Genomic DNA, 17,026 nt, shown 5'->3' on the forward strand with positions numbered 1-17,026 from the left:
CGCGTCGGTTCGAATCGGAAGGCAGGCCGGGCGCGGTCGCGTGCGCGACGCGCGGCGCGTGCGCCGCTGCGGGAACCCGCCGGCCGGCTGGAGTGGAACACCGCAGAGCGTAGCGGTTTCGGCGCTTATCGATAATCCCCGACAATTCGCATGCACTTATCGCGCCGATTCATCAAACGGCGCTCATGCGCGCTCGCGCAGCGCGTCGACGATCAGCGCGAGCGCGCGCGACGACTGCCGGCGGCTCGGGTAGTACAGGTGATGACCGGGAAAGGTCGGGCACCAGTCGTCGAGCACGCTGTCGAGGCGGCCGGCGGCGACATGCAGCGCCGCGAGATCGGCGGGCACGTAGGCGAGACCATAGCCGTCCAGCGCAGCGTCGAGCATCTCGTAGGTGCCGTTGAACGTGACCTGCCCGTCGACGCGCACCTGCAGCGTCTCGCCGTCTTTCGCGAGTTCCCATGCATACAGCGCGCCGTGCGTCGGCAGCCGCAGGTTGATGCAGTCGTGCGCGACGAGATCGCGCGGCACGACGGGCCGTGCGCGTTGCGCGAAGTACGCGGGCGCGCCGACGATCGCCATCTTCAGGTCGGGCGAGATGCGCACGGCGATCATGTCCTTCGCGACCTGGTCGCCGAGCCGCACGCCGATGTCGAAGCGTTCTGCGACGATGTCGGACAGCCCGTAGTCGGTCACGAACTCGACCTTCAGATCCGGATAGTCGCGCAGCATCGGCGACAGCTTCGGCCACAGCAGCGTGCGGATCACGTAGTCGGTCGCATTGATGCGCACGGTGCCGGCCGGCTTGTCGCGCAGCTCGGCGACGGCCGACAGCTCGGCCTCGATTTCGTCGAAGCGCGGCGCGAGGTTGCGCAGCAGGCGCTCGCCGGCTTCGGTCGGCGACACGCTGCGCGTCGTGCGCGTGAGCAGCCGCACGCCGAGGCGCGTTTCGAGTGCACGGATCGTGTAACTGAGCGCGGATTGCGATACGCCGAGCCGGGCGGCCGCGCGCGTGAAGCTGCGCTCGCGCGCAACGGCGATGAAGGCAAGCAGGTCCGCGAAATTGTCGCGCGGCATGGAGCGTGTCGAATGGTAGGAGCTTGCGCATCGTACCACCGTGGCGCGCCGCGAGGCGCCGCCGCTCAGCTCGCGCGTGTGAAGCCCGGCGCGCGGCCGGCGCCGGCCGGATGCGGATGGAATGCGTAGCCGCCGTGCTGGAACGACGCCGCGAAGAAGCGCATCTGGTAGCGGATCGCGTTCGCCCAGTAGTCCCACGTGTGGCCGCCCGGCCGCTCCGCGTAGTCGTGCGGCACGCCGAGCGCAACCAGCCGTTCGTGCAGCGTGCGGTTCGAGCCGACGAACGCGTCGTCGCGGCCGCAGTCGATCGTCAGGTCGAGATGGGCGCGCAGGAAAGCGCGCGCGCTTTCGACGATCGCATTGCGATTCCAGAACGACGGATGGCGGACCGGATCGCCGAACACATGGTCGATGCCCGGTTCGTCCTCGCAGTTGCGCGGATCGACCGCACCGCTGATGCTGCCGACCGCGCCGAACGTGTCGGGCCGGTCGAGCGCGATGCGCAGCGCGCCGAAGCCGCCCATGCTGAGCCCGGTGATCGCGCGCGCATGGCGCGTGGCGAGCGTGTGGAAATGGGCATCGACGTACGCGACGACTTCGTCGCCGATGAAGGTCTCGTAGCGGCTGCCCGATTCGTACGGGCTGTCGATGTACCAGCTTTCGTGGCCGCCGTCGGGCATCACGAGGATCGCGCGGTAGCGGTCGGCCAGCTCGCCGATGCGCGTGTTCGACGTCCAGTCGGTATGGTCGCCGCCCGAGCCGTGCAGCAGATAGACGACCGGGTAGCGCTCGGCGTTGCGCGTGCCGCGCGCATAGTCGTCGGGCAGCACGACCGTCGCCTTCAGCGTTTCATGCATCGCGGCGCTCGGAATCGCGACGACCCGCGTCTGGAATGCATGCGCGGGGCCGGCGAGGGCGAGCAGCAGAAGCAGCCAGAAGGCGCGTGCGAGGGTCGTCGGTCGTCGCATGGGTCGCTCGTGCATGAAGGTCCGGAATTCGCGGGAAAACCCTGCCGACCGACTCTAGCAACCGAGCCTTTCAACCATATTTCGACGAAGCCTACGGGTTGTAGGCGAGCGCGCCTGCGTTCGCGTGCTACGCGAGACAGCGCTCGAGCGCCGCGCGAAACGCGTCGGGCCGTTCGGCCGGCGCGAGATGTCCGCCGCCTTCGATCGTCTCGATGCCGGCGCAGCGGGCCAGCGCCCAGTCCGGCACGTGCCAGCCCGCGCGCGAGCGTTCGCCGGCGACCAGCCAGACCGGATGGCGGTCGAACACCTGCGCGAGCGTGTGCAGATAGCCGGGCGCGCCGGTCGTCTCGACGACCGAGCGCCCCATCGCGCGCAGCGTCGAGGCGGGCTGATGTGCGAGCCAGCGGCGCGCGTCGTCGTGCAGGCGCGGCGGCGGCGCGTCGATCGCGCCGCGCAGCCAGCCGGGCGGATCGGCGCGCAGGCCGTCGAGCATCGCGTCGGCTTCGGCCGGCGTCATGCGGCCGACCGACGCCGACCAGAACGCATCGTCGAGCGTGAAGTTGCCTTCGACGTTGACGACGCGGCGCACGCGTTCGGCATGCGCATGCGCGAACAGCATCGCGATCGCGCCGCCGACCGAGTGGCCGACCACATCGACCGGTGCGGCACCGAAGTGCGCGTCGACGATGCGTCGCAGATGCGCCACCTGCGCAGCCAGCGTGATCGCGTCGAACGGCGTCGCGCGGTGTGCGCCGTAGCCGAGCAGGTCGGGGGCGAGATGCGGGCCGTTCCATGCGGGCACGTCGAACGTGCCGATGAAGCCGTGAACGAAGACGACGGGGGTGGGCTGGCTCATGGGGCAGGCGATGAAGGAACGGGCGGCAGCGCGAGCTCGGCGAGCAGTTCGTCGAGTTCGAGCATGTGCGTGCGGTCGTGATCGAGCAGTTCGCGCAGGAGGTCGTCGAGCGACATGCGGCGGATGCCGTCGCGCAGTCCGCAGCGCGCGAGTTGCGACGGCCGCAGCGCGGCGGCGTCGGCGCACAGCGCGGCGCGCGATGTGCGGAATGCGTGGAGTGCTTCGTCGAGCGGCTGCGCGCGATAGTCGCGCTGTTCGGCGAGCGCGGTGCCGTCGACCGATTCGAGCAGCGGAAGATCGTGCGTGCGGACCGCGTCGATGCGGGCCGCGAACACCGCGTCGAGGTCGCGCAGATGGCACGCATGTTCGACCAGCGAGAAGCCGGTGCCCGGCGGGCGGCGCGTTTGCAGCGCGGCCGGCACATGCGCGGCGTAGCCGGCGAGCCGGGCGGGCATCGCGGACAGCGCCGCGACGACCTCGGCGAACGGCGCACGCCACGGCGCCGCGCTGAACACCGCACCGTAGCTGAACAGCGCGCCGCCGAGCCGGCCGCGCGGCTGCACGACCTCGTGGCCGTGGCGGCGCATCACGTCGGCCACCATCGCGCCGCAGAACTGCCGGGCGGTCGTGTCGGCGGCGATTTCGGGGAAGGTCCGCGCGAGCTCGTCCTGGATCGCGCCGATCGCGGCCACGCCGACGCGCGACAGCGCCGCGAATTCGAGGTAGCGATCGGGGTGCGTGATCAGCGCTTCGAGCTGCGCGCCGAGCGGCGTCGAACGGAAGCGGTCGAAACGGGAATGCATGCGATGCAGCGCGTTTTAATAACGTCGCAAAACGATACGTTACGAAAACGCGCCGCGTCAATCGATTTGTGCGGCGGGGCGGCCGGCGATCGAGCGGCGTGACCGGGCGCGCCCGCCGTGCATGCGCGGCGGCCTACGTGCCTTTCCGCGCGTCCATTTCCGCGCGCAGTCGCGCCTCCTGCTCCCGCAGTTCCGGCGTGAATTCTGCACCGAACGCCTCGGGCTCGAACACGGGGCGGATCTCGATCTCCGATTCGCCCGGCATCGGATTCGGACAGCGCCTCACCCATTCGACGGCCTCGTCCATCGATTTCACCTGCCACAGCCAGAACCCGGCGACGAGTTCCCTGGTTTCGGCGAACGGGCCGTCGATCACCGTGCGGCCCTCGCCGGCAAAACGCACGCGCTTGCCGCGCGAGCTCGGGTGCAGCCCTTCGCCGGCGAGCATCACGCCAGCCTTGACGAGTTCCTCGTTGAACCGGCCCATCGCGGCCAGCAGTTCGGTATCGGGCAGGGCGCCCGCTTCGGAATCGGCCGTCGCCTTGACGATCACCATGACGCGCATTGTCGTTGCTCCTTCGGTTGAGTGACGGGGCGCAGGCCCCGCCGCGCGGCAGCGCGAACGGGGGCGTGCATGGATACGACGGGCGACCTGCACGGAAATCGACATCGCGGAACAACAATCGTGGCGTTGAATCGCCGCGCGTCGGCGGGGCGGGTGCGCGGCGGCCGTCAGTCGTCGGCCGTCTCCTCGGCATCGGCCGGCGCAATCTCCGCCCTCGCGCGCTTGCGGATCTCCGAATCGAGAATCAGCCGCCCGCGCAGCTTGCCCTTCATCCGCTTCACGTGCTTCGGCGCCTCGGTCATGTGCTCGACCATCAGCGCGCGCACGCGCTCCGTGTCGCGCTCGCGCGCCGCCTGCAGGATCGCGCGATGAATCTGCACGTTCGCTTCGCCGAAGCGCTTGTGTTCCGCGAGCGGCGTGTCGTTCCGGAACTCGATCAGCTGCCGGATCATCTCGTTGATCAGTTCGCAGCTGAAGCGCAGGAACGGGTTCGGGTTCGCGGCGGCGAGGATGTCGTGGAACGTCGTGTCCTCCTGTCGCTGCCGCAGCATGTGCCCGCGATCGTGCACGCCCGACGCGCCGTCGCAGCACGCGATGTTCGCCTCCAGCGCCGCAAAGTGGCGCTCGGTCAGGTGCGGGACGGCGCCCGCCGCCAGCTCGGGTTCGAGCAGCTGCCGCACCGTGTAGATGTCGTCGATCGTGACGTCCTTGAAGAACAGGTAGTTCTGCAGCAGCTGCAGCGTGCGGTCGAGCGGCACCTCGACCACCATCCCGCCGCCCGACGGCCCCGTCGTGACCTTGATCAGCCCCTGCACCTCGAGCGACTTCAGCGCCTCGCGGATCGTGCTCTTGCTGACCGCGTAGAGCTGCTGCAACTCGGCCTCGCGCGGCAGCCGGTCGCCGGGCTTCAGGTCCTTCTCGGTGATGAGCCGCTTGATTTCCTCCGCGACGAGATCCGCGCGCTTCGGCTGCTTGATTTCGACCGCGAGGCCCGCCCTGGCTCGGTCCATGACCATCTTCGAGACTCCTTTGTCTGACTGCGCGCCCGTCATCGTCGACGATCCGTTCCGGCGCGGGGTACGGAATTTTGCCTGATTGACACTAATTTTGATCCTCCCTAGGATCGGGTTCATTCTATTTATCATGATAAATAGGATCAACCGGTGAAACGTATCGTGGAGGCCGGTCTCCGCCCGCGCCGGGCGGGAGCGTGCCCGCAGTCGGTCGTATCGCGCATGTCCCTCTTACCAGGAGCATCAACTTGAATCGCCGAGAACTGTTGAAACTGGCCGCTCTGTCGGCCGTGCCGGGCGCGCTCGGCAGCTTGTCGTCGCGGGCCGCCTTCGCGCAGGGCGCACCGCTCCAGCTCGCATGCCCGGTGCCGATGTCGGGACCGTTCGCCGCCAACGGCAAATACGCCGACCTCGGCATGCAGCTCGTCGTCAAGCAGTACGGCAAGGTGCTCGGCGCACCGCTCGCCTATACCGCGCTCGACACCGAAGGCAAGCCGGCGACCGCCGTGCGGCGCGTGCAGGAGATCGCGCAGCAAAAGGGCGTGCGCTTCTTCGCCGGCGGGATCCTGTCGTCCGAGTCGCTCGCGATGGGCAAGGAAGTGCAGAAGGCCGGCGGCGTGTTCATCACGACGGCCGGCGCCGACGAAATCACCGGCAAGGACTGCAACGACGCGACGTTCCGCTGGTCGGTGCCGACCTTCGGCGCGATCGAGCAGACGGTGCGGCCGCTGATCGGCATGCTTCCGAAGGCGAAGCGCTGGTACACGATCACGCCGCAATACGTGTTCGGCGACGGGCTGCTGTCGGCCGCGAAGGCGATCTTCAAGGAAAAGGGCATCGAGCACGTCGGCAACAGCTACCACTCGCTCGCCGAGAAGGAGTTCAGCGGCTACCTGACCAACGCGGCGGCCGCGCAGCCCGACGTGCTGCTGATCCTGAACTTCGGCTCGCAGTCGTCGGACACGCTGCGCCAGGCCGTGAGTTTCGGCATGAAGCGCAACTGCACGATCCTGCTCGCATGGGCGTCGGGCCTCGAACAGTTCGAGACGCTCGGCGCCGACATCTGCGACGGCGTCTACTTCGGCGCGCAGTACTGGCACGGGATCGACTCGCCGCTGAACCGCGATCTCGTGAAGCGCACCAACGCGACCTTCAAGTCGAACCCGAACTACAGCCTCGCCGGCTCGTACATCTGCTCGAAGATCCTGCTCGACGCGATGGTGAAGGCCGGCACCGCGGACCCGAAGAAGGTCGTCGCCGCCATGGAAGGCATGAAGTACGACGGGCTCACCGGCCCCGAGGAAATCCGCAAGGGCGACCATCAGGTGCTGAAGAACTACTACCTGCTGAAGGGCAAGCCGAAGAGCCGGATGAAGAACGCGGACGACTACGCGGACATCGTCAGCTCGGGGCAGTCGTTCCTGCCCGTCGACAAGACCGGCTGCAAGCTCGCGTAACGCGCCGGGCGCGTCCGCGGCCGCTGCGCGCCGCGGACGTCCGTTTCCTCCTTTCCGATACGGAAGCCATGAACGTCTATCTGCTGCAGATCGTCAACGGCATCGGCGTGGGCATGCTGTACTTCCTGCTCGCCGTCGGCCTGTCGATCGTGTTCGGCCTGCTGCGCTTCGTGAATTTCGCACACGGCGCGTTCTACCTGCTCGGCGCGTACCTGTGCTACCAGGCGCTGCAATGGTCGGCGAATTTCTGGGTCGCGCTCGCGATCGTGCCGCTGGTGGTCGGCGCGTTCGCGTGGCTCGTCGAAAAGCTCGTGCTGCGTCACGTGTATGCGCAGCAGCACGAGTTCCACATCCTCGCGACGGTCGGCCTCGCACTGGTGCTGCAGGAGTGCGCGATTCTCGCGTGGGGCCCGCTCGGCGACAACGTGCCGCCGCCCGACGCGCTGAGCGGCGTCGTGATCTGGGGCAGCTTCGTCTATCCGAAATACCGGCTGTTCGTGATCGGCTTCACGGCCGTGCTGGCCGCGCTGCTGTGGTGGGTGCTCGAGGGCACGCGGCTCGGCAGCACGGTGCGCGCGGGCAGCGAGTCGTCGGAAATGGTGTCGCTGCTCGGCATCAACGTGACGCGCGTGTTCAGCCTCGTGTTCGCGCTGGGCGCCGCGACGGCCGCGCTCGCGGGCGTGCTGGCCGCGCCGATCCGCGGCGTCGATCCGTTCATGGGGATCGAGGCGCTCGGCGTCGCGTTCGTGGTGGTGGTCGTCGGCGGGATGGGGAATTTTCTCGGGGCGCTGGTCGGCGGGCTGCTGGTCGGCATCGTGCAGAGCCTGATGAGCACGCTGTGGCCGGAAGGCGCGCGACTGATGATCTATGTCGCGATGGCCGCCGTGCTGCTGCTGCGCCCGAACGGTTTGCTGGGGAGGACCGCATGATCGAATCGTCGAAATCGCTGCCGCCCGGCGCCTCCGCCGCCCGGCGTTCGTCCGCATGGCGCGGCGCGCTGCGGCGGCCGGAAGGCTGGCTCGCGGTCGTGGTCGTATGCGTGCTGCCGCTGGCGCTGAGCTCCGGGTCGCTCGCGACCGAAGTGCTCGTGTTCGCGCTCGCCGCGCTCGGCTGCAACCTGCTGCTCGGGCTGACGGGGCTGCTGTCGTTCGGGCAGGGCATTTTCTTCGGGCTCGGCAGCTATGCGGCCGGGCTCATGCTCACGCGCGGCGTCGCGTCGGTGCCGCTCGCGCTGCTGGCGGCCGGCGCGCTCGGCGCGGTCGCGGCTGCGCTGGTCGGCTGGTTCTCGATCCGGCAGCGCGGCACCTACTTCGTGATGCTGACGCTCGCGTTCGGGCAGCTGTTCTACTTTCTCGCGTATACGACGCCGGACCTCACCGGCGGCGACAACGGGCTGCTCGACATTCCGCGTCCCGCGCTGTCCGCGTTCGGGCATCCGCTGGTGTCGCTCGATTCGCCGTGGCGCTACTACGGCTTCGTCGCGGTGCTGTTCGTCGCGGTGTTCTGGCTGCTGCTGCGCGTGTCGCGCTCGGTATTCGGCCGCACGCTGCTGGCGATCCGCGACAACGAGGCGCGCGCGGCGGCGGCCGGCTACGACGTGAAGCGCTTCAAGCTCGCGGCGTTCGTGCTGTCGGGCGCGGTGACGGGTTTCGCGGGCGCGCTGCATGCGCTGATGACGGGAATCGCGCCGCTGTCGAACATCGACTATCACACGAGCGAGATGATCCTCGTGATGACGGTGATCGGCGGCACCGGCAACCTGTTCGCGTCGGTGCTCGGCGCGGCGTTCTATGTGCTGTTCGCGGACTGGCTGTCGACGCTGTGGCCGCGCTGGCTGCTGCTGCTCGGCCTCGTGCTGATCGCGGTCAGCCTGTTCATGCAGCGCGGCTTGTGGGGGCTGGGCGAGCGCGTCGCGGCGTCGCTGCGGCGCAATACGGCAACGAGCGGGGAGCAGGCATGAGCGAAGCGATTCTCGAAGCGCGCGGCATCGTCAAGCGCTACGGCAAATTCACGGCGCTCGGCGGCGTCGACCTGCGCATCATGCCGCGCACCGTGCACTCGGTGATCGGCCCGAACGGCGCAGGCAAGACGACGCTGTTCCATACGCTGACGGGCACGTTGCCGATCACGTCGGGTTCGATCGTGTTCGACGGCCACGACGTCACGCAGGAGCCGGATTACAAGCGCGTGCGGCGCGGCATCGCACGCTCGTTCCAGGTCACGAGCCTGTTTCCGAACCTGAGCGTGCGCGAGAACCTGCGCGTCGCCGCGCAGGGCGTCGAGTCGCGCCGCGCGCTGAACCCGTGGACGCCGCCGCGCGGCGCGCTCGCGCACGACGGCATCGTCGACGAGGTGCTGGAGCGGCTCGGCCTGCAGCGCTTCGCGGGCACCGCGGCGGCCGCGCTGTCGCACGGGCAGCAGCGCCGGCTCGAAGTGGGGATGGCACTGGCGGCGCGGCCGCGCGCGATCTTTCTCGACGAGCCGACCTCCGGCATGGGGATCGACGATCTCGACGACATGAAGGCGCTGATCCGCGGCCTGCGCGACGACTATACGGTCGTGCTGATCGAACACAACATGGGGATCGTGATGGACATCTCCGACACGATCACGGTGATGCAGCAAGGGCGCGTGCTGGTCGAAGGCAAGCCCGACGCGATTCGCGGCGACGAGCGCGTGCGCACCGCGTATCTCGGCAACATGATTACCGGAGGCCGCGCATGATGCTCGACGTGAAGGACCTGCACGCCTGCTACGGCAAGAGCCATATCCTGCAGGGCGTGTCGCTGAACGTGCGGGAAGGCGAGACGGTGACGCTGCTCGGCCGCAACGGCGCGGGCAAGTCGACCACGCTGAAGACGATCGCGGGCGTCGTCGCGCCGAGCGGCGGCGCGGTCGCGTTCGCGGGGCGGCCCGTCGCGGGCCAGCCCGCGCACCGGATCGCCGCGCGCGGGCTGTGCTTCGTGCCCGAGCATCGCGGCATCTTCCGGCTGCTGACGGTCGAGGAGAACCTGCGGCTCGGCGCGCGCCGCGATTCGCCGTGGCAGCTCGACGACATCTACCGGATCTTCCCGCGGCTGAAGGAGCGTCGCCGCAACGGCGGCGCGCAGCTGTCGGGCGGCGAGCAGCAGATGCTCGCGATCGGTCGCGCGCTGATGAACCATCCGCGCCTGCTGATGCTCGACGAACCGGTCGAAGGGCTCGCGCCCGTGATCGTCGAGGAAATCGTCGAACAGCTGAAGCAGATCAAGGCGGCCGGCGTCGCGATCCTGCTCGTCGAGCAGAACCTCGAAGTGTGCACGCAGCTCGCGGATCGCCACTTCATCATCGAACAGGGCGTGATCGTCTACGAAGGCGGCAATGCGGCATTCGCGGCCGACCACGAAGTGAAGGACCGTTACCTGGGCGTCGGCGTCGCGTGAGCGCCGCGTTCTTATATTGCGAGGAGTTCCATCGATGCAAGTAGAGGATTCGGGACCGGACGTCGCGACGCGCGCGCTGCGCGTCGACGGCGCGCGGCTGTGGGACAGCCTGATGCGTCTCGCGCAGATCGGCGCGACGAGCAAGGGCGGCGTGTGCCGGCTCGCGCTGACCGAGCGCGATCGCGAGGCGCGCGATCTGTTCGTCGCGTGGGCGAAGGCGATCGGCTGCAGCGTGCGGATCGACGCGATCGGCAATATCTTCGCGCGGCGCGCGGGCGCGTGCGACGACCTGCCGCCCGTGATGACCGGCAGCCATATCGACACGCAGCCGACCGGCGGCAAGTTCGACGGCAACTACGGCGTGCTGGCCGGCCTCGAGGTGCTGCGCGCGCTGGACGATGCGGGCGTGCGCACGCGCGCGCCGCTCGAGGTCGCGGTGTGGACCAACGAGGAAGGCTCGCGCTTCGTGCCGGTGATGATGGGCTCGGGCGTGTTCGCCGGCGCGTTTGCGCTCGAACATGCGCTCGCGCAGCATGACCGGGACGGCGTGTCGGTGCGCGATGCGCTCGCCGCGATCGGCTATGCGGGCGACGCGGCCGGCGCGCATCCGGTCGGCGCGTATTTCGAGGCGCATATCGAGCAGGGCCCGGTGCTCGAAGCGCATGCGACGACGATCGGCGTGGTCGAGGGCGCGCTCGGGCAGCGCTGGTACGACGTGACCGTGCACGGCATGGAGGCGCATGCGGGCCCGACGCCGATGGAACTGCGGCGCGACGCGCTGCTGACGGCCGCGGACCTCGTCCGCACGGTGAACGGCATCGCGCGCGCGCATGCGCCGCACGGGCGCGGCACGGTCGGCTGGGTCGACGTGCATCCGAACTCGCGCAACGTGATTCCCGGGCGCGTGACGCTGACGGTCGACCTGCGTGCGGTCGACGACGCCACGCTCGCCGCGATGGACGCCGCGTTGCGCGCGGCCTGCGCCGACGCGGCGACGCAGGCCGACATGCGGATCGACGTCGAGCAGGTCGTGTACTTCCCGCCGCAGCCGTTCGATGCGGCGCTCGTCGAGCAGGTGCGCGCGGGCGCGAACGCGCTCGGGCTGTCGTCGATGAACGTGATCAGCGGCGCAGGGCACGACGCCGTGTATCTCGCGCGCGTCGCGCCGACCGCGATGATCTTCGTGCCGTGCAAGGACGGCATCAGCCACAACGAGATCGAGGACGCCGATCCCGCGCATCTCGAAGCCGGCTGCAACGTGCTGCTGCAGGCGATGCTCGGCGCGGCCGGCATTGCGGAGGGCGACGCACGATGAAGATCCTGATTGCCCGGATGAATCACGAGACCAATACGTTCTCGCCGGTGCCGACGCCGCTGTCGGCGTTCGGCCGCAACGGCCCCGACTGGGGCGACGACGCGGATCGCGCGAATCGCGGGATGCGCACCGCGATGGCCGCGTTCCTCGATGCGGCGGCGCGCGAAGGCGCCGAGGTCGTGACGCCCGTGTCGGCGGCCGCGAACCCGAGCGGCCCGGTCGCGGCCGACGCGTATGCGGCGATCTGCGACGCGATCGTCGCGGCCGCGCCCGGCTGCGACGCGGTGATGCTCGACCTGCACGGCGCGATGGTCGCCGAGCAGAGCGCGGACGGCGAGGGCGACCTGCTCGAACGCGTGCGCGCGGCGCTGCCCGATGCGCCGATCGCGGTCGCGCTCGACCTGCATGCGAACGTCACGCAGAAGATGATCGACCACGCGGACGTGATCGTCAGCTTCAAGACCTACCCGCACGTCGACATGTACGAGACCGGCGAGCATGCCGCGCGCGTGCTGCTCGACCGGATCCACGGCCGTGCGCGGCCGGTGCTCGCATGGCGGCAGCCGCCGCTGATGACCTCGACGCTGCGCAGCGCGAGCGCCGAAGGCGCGATGCGGCGCGCGCTGGACGCCGCGCGCGCGGCCGAGGCCGACGGAATGCTCGCGGTGTCGGTGCTGTCGGGGTTCTCGCTGGCCGACATTCCCGCGCCGTGCATCAGCGTCGTCGTGGTCGGCGACGGCGATCGCGCGGCGGCCGACGCCCTCGCCGAACGCATCGCGCGGCAGATCTGGGACGCGCGCGACGAATTCGTCTACCGCAGCGCGCCGCTCGCCGAATCGGTCGCGCAGGCCGCGGCGCTCGCGCGCGGTGCGGATCGTCCGGTGCTGCTGCTCGACCACGGCGACAACTGCATGTCGGGCGGCCCGTGCGACACGATGGACGTGCTCGAGGAAGCGCTCGCGCAGGGGCTCGACGGCCTCGTCAGCGGGCCGCTGTGCGACCCGGAGGCCGTCGCGCGGCTGATCGACGCCGGCGTCGGCGCGACCGTCACGGTGCCGGTCGGCAACAAGCTGCCGTCGCACGGCGGCGCGCGGCGCGAGCCGTTTCGCGCGACCGGCGTCGTGCGCGCGATCACCGACGGCGAATACGTGATCACGGGGCCGACCTATACCGGCCAGCGCGCGTACATGGGCCGCGCGGTCGTGCTCGACATCGGCGCGGCGACGCTCGTCGTCACCGAGCGCACGCAGGAGCCGTGGGATCTCGGCGTGTTCGAGAGCGTCGGCATCGATCCGCGCCGCGCGCGGTTTCTGCTGCTGAAATCGCGGATGTACTGCCGCCCCGTGTTCGTGCCGATCGCGGCCGCGCTCGTCGAATGCGACAGCCGCGGCGTCACGGGGTCGGACTACGGGCTGTTCCGCTACGAGCGGCTCGCGCGGCCCGTGTATCCGCTCGACGAGATCGGGCGATGGGACGCGGCGCCCGCGGCGTGACCGCGCATCCTGGCGCGGTCCGCCAGCTTGCCGCCGGTCTCGCCGGGCCGGCGGGCAAAACTGGTATGCTGACCGGCACCACGTTCATGCCGGAGGGCGTCATGGCCGCGAAGGAAGTCTCGAAGAAGAAGTATCTGAAGATCCTGAACAAGCGCCTGCGTGCCGAGCCGGATGCGCCGGCCGGCGTGTCGTTCGTCTTCTACCCGCCGGGTGCGAAGGCGAAGCACGCGACGGGCGTCGTTTCCAGCGAGCCGCGCAGCAAGCGCGAGCTGGCGATGATGGCCGCGATCCAGCGCAAGGCGGCCGAAGAGTTCGTCGTCACCGGCGCCTGACCGGCGCGGGCGGCGCTACGCGGCGGCCGCGTCGCAATGCGCGATCGCGCCGGCGAGCACGCGCGGGATGTCGCGCGTGATGGCCGCGCCGTGCATCGGCAGGATGATGTCGAGCTCGAGCGCCTGGATCCGGCGCAGCGCAGCCGCCATGTGCGCGAGCGAGGGCAGATAGTCGGAGCGCCTGATCGAGTCGAGGATGACGGGCAGCGGATCGTCCGCGTCGTCGTCGCCGAAGCGCATCAGTATGTCTGACGATAGCAGCGCGCGGTAGGCCGGCAGATACACGACCATCGCATCCCACTGGTGCACGTGCTTGGTGAACACCGGCACGATCTCGACGCCGGCGATCGTCGTCGGCTCGCCGTCCTTCAGCGGCTTCACGCGTACGCCGAACACGTCGGCCAGCCCGTGCGTACAGATCGGATGGCCGTAGGCGACGAGCGCGGGATTAGCGGCCAGGAATTCGGGCAGCGCACCCATCTCGTCGGCCTCGAAATGCGGGACGACGACGCCCGCCACGCTCGACGGCGCGATGCCGACCGTCGCGAGACTGTTGCGCAGCTGCGGAAAATTGGCGCGGGTGCCGGTTTCGATGCAGACGACCTCGCCGCTCGGCGAGCGGACGAAGAATTGGCTGAAGCCGAGGTTCAGCGCGTCGACGTAGGTTGTCGCGCGAAACAGGCCGCTGCGGATTTCTTCGATGCGGGACGCGTTCATCGGGATCACCTCGCGTGGGCAGTGGGGCGGGTGCCGGCGGAAACCGAAGCGCCGGTCCAGCGCCCGTTTCCGCCTATGACTTGCTTGCGAATGCGCGGCGTCACCTGCCTTCAACGGAGCGGGGCGAGGCGCGGCAGCTGCCGGCTATTGTAACGACGAATGCCGCCGCCCTGCGGGCGCAAAGGCGCGTTTGCGGCGCGCGGGCGCGCGCCGCGCCGCAGTCACGACACCTTGTCGGCCGTTGCCGGATAGCGGCCGCCGGCCGCATCGTCGCCCGTCGCGAGTTCTTCCAGCGCGAGCCCCTTCGTTTCGATCCCGAGCGTCCACACCGCGATCGCGGCCGCCGCGAACGACAGCGCGCCGAGCGTGAACACGCCGCCCTGGCCGAACACCGGCAGCACGACGCCCACCACGTAAGGCCCGATCAGCGAGCCGACGCGCCCGATCGCCGACGCGAAGCCCGAGCCCGTCGCGCGCGCGCCGGTGCCGTATAGAGCAGCGCCAGGCCATGACGTCGTGCGACCTGGCTCAACTGCCGATGCCGACGTACAAACCGGTGTTCATCGAGCGCGCGATCGGTAGCGCCACGGTGCGCTACGCCGGCTTTTCGATCACCTGCGCCAGCACCGGCTGTGCCGTCTACGGTCCGGTTCGGCGGGTCGCCCAGTTCGTGCCTCGAGACGGGCTGGTTCGGTTCGACCCGGCGACTGTTGATCAGGTCTGCCACCCGGCGACGCGCAACGCTGCGGCGAAGTCCGCGGTGCCGTTGTTCAGCAGTCAGGGGAACTCCGCGCTCCATCTCGGCTACCTGATCCAGCAGGCCGGCAATGCACGAGGCGCCTACCTCGACGAGACGCCAAAATTTCCGGTTCATCGAGGATTACCGGGGAACGCGGCGCGGATTTTGAGGAAGAAGTATTCCTCGTCGCGGTACCCGTAGGCCCGACGCTTGATGACCTTGATGGTGTTGTTGATGCCTTCGACGACGCTGGTATTGAGCGGATGGCGGCAGCGGGCGAGGATTCCGTGCCAGTACCCCTGCAGGCGCTGCGCGAACAGTTGTAGCGCGGCAATCCCGCTTTGCCGGGCTTGTTCGATCCAGTGTTCCCAGGCCTTTTCCGCCCAGGCAGGCTTTCGGTAGAACCAGAGCCGTTTGAGTTCGTCGCGTAGCACGTAGACGCACAGCAACGGCTGATTGGCAGCCAGCAGTTCCTTCAGATGCACGGACTGCTCGGGCTTCAGGTTGTGGCGGTTGCGCAGCAGCAGCCAGCGACTGGATTTCAATACCTTGCGGGCCGGCCGGTCATGGCGTAACTGATTGGCCTGATCCACTCGCACCCGATCGATCACTTCGCGCCCGTACTTGGCCACGACGTGGAACAGGTCGTAGACCACCTCGGCCTGCGGACACTGCGCCTTGATTTCCAGCTCGTAGGCCGTGGTCATGTCGATCGCGACTGCTTCGATGCGCTCGGCGACACCCTCAGGAAGCTGCTCGAAGAAGGCGCGGGCCGTCTCGCGTGAGCGTCCCGATCCAATCCAAAGCACCTGCCGGCCGATCGGATCGACCACCACCGTGGCATATCGATGGCCTTTATGGAGTGCAAACTCGTCCATCGCAAGATAACGGATCGTCGACCAGTCCGGCTCAGCCACACGCGCTTGCAAGCGCATCTTGTCGATCGATTTGACCGTGTGCCAGCCCAGATCGTAGAAGGTCGCCACTGCCTGCACGCTGGCTGCTTGCAGCAGTTTCTCGCAGGCCTTGGCAAATCGCTCCGTCACTCGCTGGTAACGGCCCAGCCACGCCAGTTTCTCCAGCCGTGGACCGCCGCAGCGTTCGCACCAGACCCGGCGGCGGGGGACGTGCAGCACTACTCGGTACTCGAACAGCGGCAGATCGCGCACGCGGCGAACTATCGTCTCGTGGATTTGATTGCACCGCGCACCGCATTGCTCGCAGTACATCACCTTGCTGACCGGCTTCAAATGCAGCGATAGCGTGCGCTTTTCTCCTTGCGGCCATTCCACACGCTCCAACCGATAGCCGGTCCAGCAGCCCAGTGCCTGAAGTGCCTTTCGATCGAGCAATTGCCTCCTCCGACATCCTTAGAATCAGGTGTCACATTATGCAATCGCTCGAAAACCCTCCACGGTTTTCTGCGATGAACCAAATTTCCGGAGATCACATTCGAGATAAAGACAGAGCAGCCTCCACCGTATCAATGGAAGTGGACGATCACGTGGGACGCGCAGGTGAGCGGACTTCGGGAGAAACCACGCGGCAAAAAGCTCAAAACCTTCTCGGATACCGGCTCGTTCTCGAGCAATGACAAAACCTGGGTCGCCGATCTGGGCGGGAAGATCTTGGGCGGCAAACTGGTGGTCGAGGTCACTGCAGGTACGGAGCAATTCCGACGCACGGTTTTTATCGTCGGCACAAACCCGAGCAAAGACGCTGTGCTCGAATTTTTGAAGACCCAGAAGGACGCCGTCGGCTTCGATCGTGTGATCAATCAGGAAAGTCACTACAAGAACTTCATCAATGCGGATCAGGAACCCGTCGTCGCCTTTGACAACGGGTACGGCATGACACAGATGACCAATCCAGCGCCTACTTACGAACAAGTGTGGAATTGGAAAGAGAATATCAAGGTGGGCATCAAGCTCTATCAAGAGAAGCAGGGGTATGCCAAGAAAGATTTGGCTGGTCATCCATATACCGAAGATCAACTGATCCGTGCGACGTTTTCTCGTTGGAATGGCAGCGTCTACTACCGGTGGGACGAATCATCGAACGCTTGGGTGCCGAATGGGACGATTATGTGCGATCCGGACACCAGCAACATTGGCTGGGATATGTCGAAAGATGCGAACAAGGATAAGACTGTGGAAGAATTGCACAAACGCGACAAGGACACATACAAGAGTGGGAAGGCAGGTCGTTCCGATTGGAGCAGCCCCCTGAAACGCCGGACACAGTCACCCACTTACAATAACGGGTAGGC

General features: G+C 68.0%; 18 protein-coding genes and 1 pseudogene. 10 read left to right on the forward strand and 9 right to left on the reverse strand.

The features are described from left to right. Nucleotides 1-183: 183 nt before the first annotated feature. The 6 genes from WS57_RS02360 to WS57_RS02385 form a co-directional block, all read right to left on the reverse strand. The gene (locus WS57_RS02360; RefSeq protein ID WP_069243693.1) at nt 184-1,077 is read right to left on the reverse strand and encodes a LysR family transcriptional regulator; all 894 of its coding nucleotides are present in this window, start codon (nt 1,075-1,077) and stop codon (nt 184-186) included. Between the two features lie 65 nt (nt 1,078-1,142). Next, entirely contained in the window at nt 1,143-2,045 is a 903-nt protein-coding gene (locus WS57_RS02365; RefSeq protein WP_059605998.1) for an alpha/beta hydrolase, read from the reverse strand. A 127-nt stretch (nt 2,046-2,172) separates the two neighbouring features. After that, nucleotides 2,173-2,901, reverse strand: a complete 729-nt coding sequence (locus WS57_RS02370) for an alpha/beta fold hydrolase (RefSeq protein WP_059605995.1) — start codon at nt 2,899-2,901, stop codon at nt 2,173-2,175. After that, nucleotides 2,898-3,704, reverse strand: a complete 807-nt coding sequence (locus tag WS57_RS02375) for a DinB family protein (RefSeq protein WP_059515179.1) — start codon at nt 3,702-3,704, stop codon at nt 2,898-2,900. The genes WS57_RS02370 and WS57_RS02375 overlap by 4 nt, the downstream gene beginning before the upstream one ends. 133 nt (nt 3,705-3,837) lie before the next feature. Further along, nucleotides 3,838-4,269, reverse strand: coding sequence for a YciI family protein (locus WS57_RS02380; RefSeq protein WP_059605992.1), 432 nt, complete (start codon nt 4,267-4,269; stop codon nt 3,838-3,840). Between the two features lie 167 nt (nt 4,270-4,436). Next, nucleotides 4,437-5,285 (reverse strand): FadR/GntR family transcriptional regulator, encoded by an 849-nt coding sequence (locus tag WS57_RS02385; protein ID WP_009688861.1) that lies wholly within the window; start codon nt 5,283-5,285, stop codon nt 4,437-4,439. A gap of 245 nt (nt 5,286-5,530) precedes the next feature. Between WS57_RS02385 and WS57_RS02390 the strand changes: the two genes are divergently transcribed. The 8 genes from WS57_RS02390 (at nt 5,531) to WS57_RS02425 (ending at nt 13,301) form a co-directional block, all read left to right on the forward strand. After that, complete coding sequence (locus tag WS57_RS02390; protein ID WP_059479613.1) at nt 5,531-6,739, forward strand: ABC transporter substrate-binding protein; 1,209 nt, start codon at nt 5,531-5,533, stop codon at nt 6,737-6,739. A 68-nt stretch (nt 6,740-6,807) separates the two neighbouring features. Next, complete coding sequence (locus tag WS57_RS02395) at nt 6,808-7,668, forward strand: branched-chain amino acid ABC transporter permease (protein ID WP_009688863.1); 861 nt, start codon at nt 6,808-6,810, stop codon at nt 7,666-7,668. Beyond that, nucleotides 7,665-8,699: a branched-chain amino acid ABC transporter permease gene (locus tag WS57_RS02400; RefSeq protein WP_059515185.1), complete on the forward strand. Its 1,035-nt coding sequence runs from the start codon at nt 7,665-7,667 to the stop codon at nt 8,697-8,699. The genes WS57_RS02395 and WS57_RS02400 overlap by 4 nt, the downstream gene beginning before the upstream one ends. After that, on the forward strand, nt 8,696-9,463 hold the full coding sequence (locus WS57_RS02405; RefSeq protein WP_040131081.1) for an ABC transporter ATP-binding protein: 768 nt from the start codon (nt 8,696-8,698) through the stop codon (nt 9,461-9,463). Before WS57_RS02400 ends, WS57_RS02405 begins: the two co-directional genes overlap by 4 nt. Further along, on the forward strand, nt 9,460-10,161 hold the full coding sequence (locus WS57_RS02410) for an ABC transporter ATP-binding protein (protein WP_059515187.1): 702 nt from the start codon (nt 9,460-9,462) through the stop codon (nt 10,159-10,161). The genes WS57_RS02405 and WS57_RS02410 overlap by 4 nt, the downstream gene beginning before the upstream one ends. 34 nt (nt 10,162-10,195) lie before the next feature. After that, nucleotides 10,196-11,476, forward strand: a complete 1,281-nt coding sequence (locus WS57_RS02415) for a Zn-dependent hydrolase (RefSeq protein WP_069243694.1) — start codon at nt 10,196-10,198, stop codon at nt 11,474-11,476. Beyond that, nucleotides 11,473-12,969, forward strand: a complete 1,497-nt coding sequence (locus WS57_RS02420; protein ID WP_059515192.1) for a M81 family metallopeptidase — start codon at nt 11,473-11,475, stop codon at nt 12,967-12,969. Before WS57_RS02415 ends, WS57_RS02420 begins: the two co-directional genes overlap by 4 nt. A gap of 101 nt (nt 12,970-13,070) precedes the next feature. Then, nucleotides 13,071-13,301: a hypothetical protein gene (locus WS57_RS02425; protein ID WP_009687821.1), complete on the forward strand. Its 231-nt coding sequence runs from the start codon at nt 13,071-13,073 to the stop codon at nt 13,299-13,301. Nucleotides 13,302-13,316: 15 nt separating this feature from the next. Here the strand turns inward: WS57_RS02425 and WS57_RS02430 are convergent, their stop codons facing one another. Both WS57_RS02430 and WS57_RS02435 read right to left on the reverse strand, forming a co-directional pair. Next, complete coding sequence (locus WS57_RS02430; protein ID WP_009687822.1) at nt 13,317-14,018, reverse strand: MBL fold metallo-hydrolase; 702 nt, start codon at nt 14,016-14,018, stop codon at nt 13,317-13,319. Between the two features lie 221 nt (nt 14,019-14,239). Further along, nucleotides 14,240-14,512 (reverse strand): annotated as a pseudogene (locus tag WS57_RS02435) (MFS transporter); the annotation flags it as partial. Between the two features lie 14 nt (nt 14,513-14,526). On the opposite strand from WS57_RS02435, the gene WS57_RS36765 reads away from it, so the two are divergent. After that, nucleotides 14,527-14,958, forward strand: coding sequence for a hypothetical protein (locus tag WS57_RS36765; RefSeq protein WP_155774250.1), 432 nt, complete (start codon nt 14,527-14,529; stop codon nt 14,956-14,958). Here the strand turns inward: WS57_RS36765 and WS57_RS02440 are convergent. Further along, nucleotides 14,889-16,109, reverse strand: coding sequence for an ISL3 family transposase (locus WS57_RS02440; RefSeq protein ID WP_069243695.1), 1,221 nt, complete (start codon nt 16,107-16,109; stop codon nt 14,889-14,891). The genes WS57_RS36765 and WS57_RS02440 overlap by 70 nt on opposite strands. A 165-nt stretch (nt 16,110-16,274) precedes the next feature. On the opposite strand from WS57_RS02440, the gene WS57_RS02445 reads away from it, so the two are divergent. Next, nucleotides 16,275-17,024: a hypothetical protein gene (locus tag WS57_RS02445; RefSeq protein ID WP_069243696.1), complete on the forward strand. Its 750-nt coding sequence runs from the start codon at nt 16,275-16,277 to the stop codon at nt 17,022-17,024. Nucleotides 17,025-17,026 lie beyond the last annotated feature (2 nt).

The organism is Burkholderia pseudomultivorans, assembly GCF_001718415.1.
Lineage (GTDB): Bacteria > Pseudomonadota > Gammaproteobacteria > Burkholderiales > Burkholderiaceae > Burkholderia > Burkholderia pseudomultivorans_A.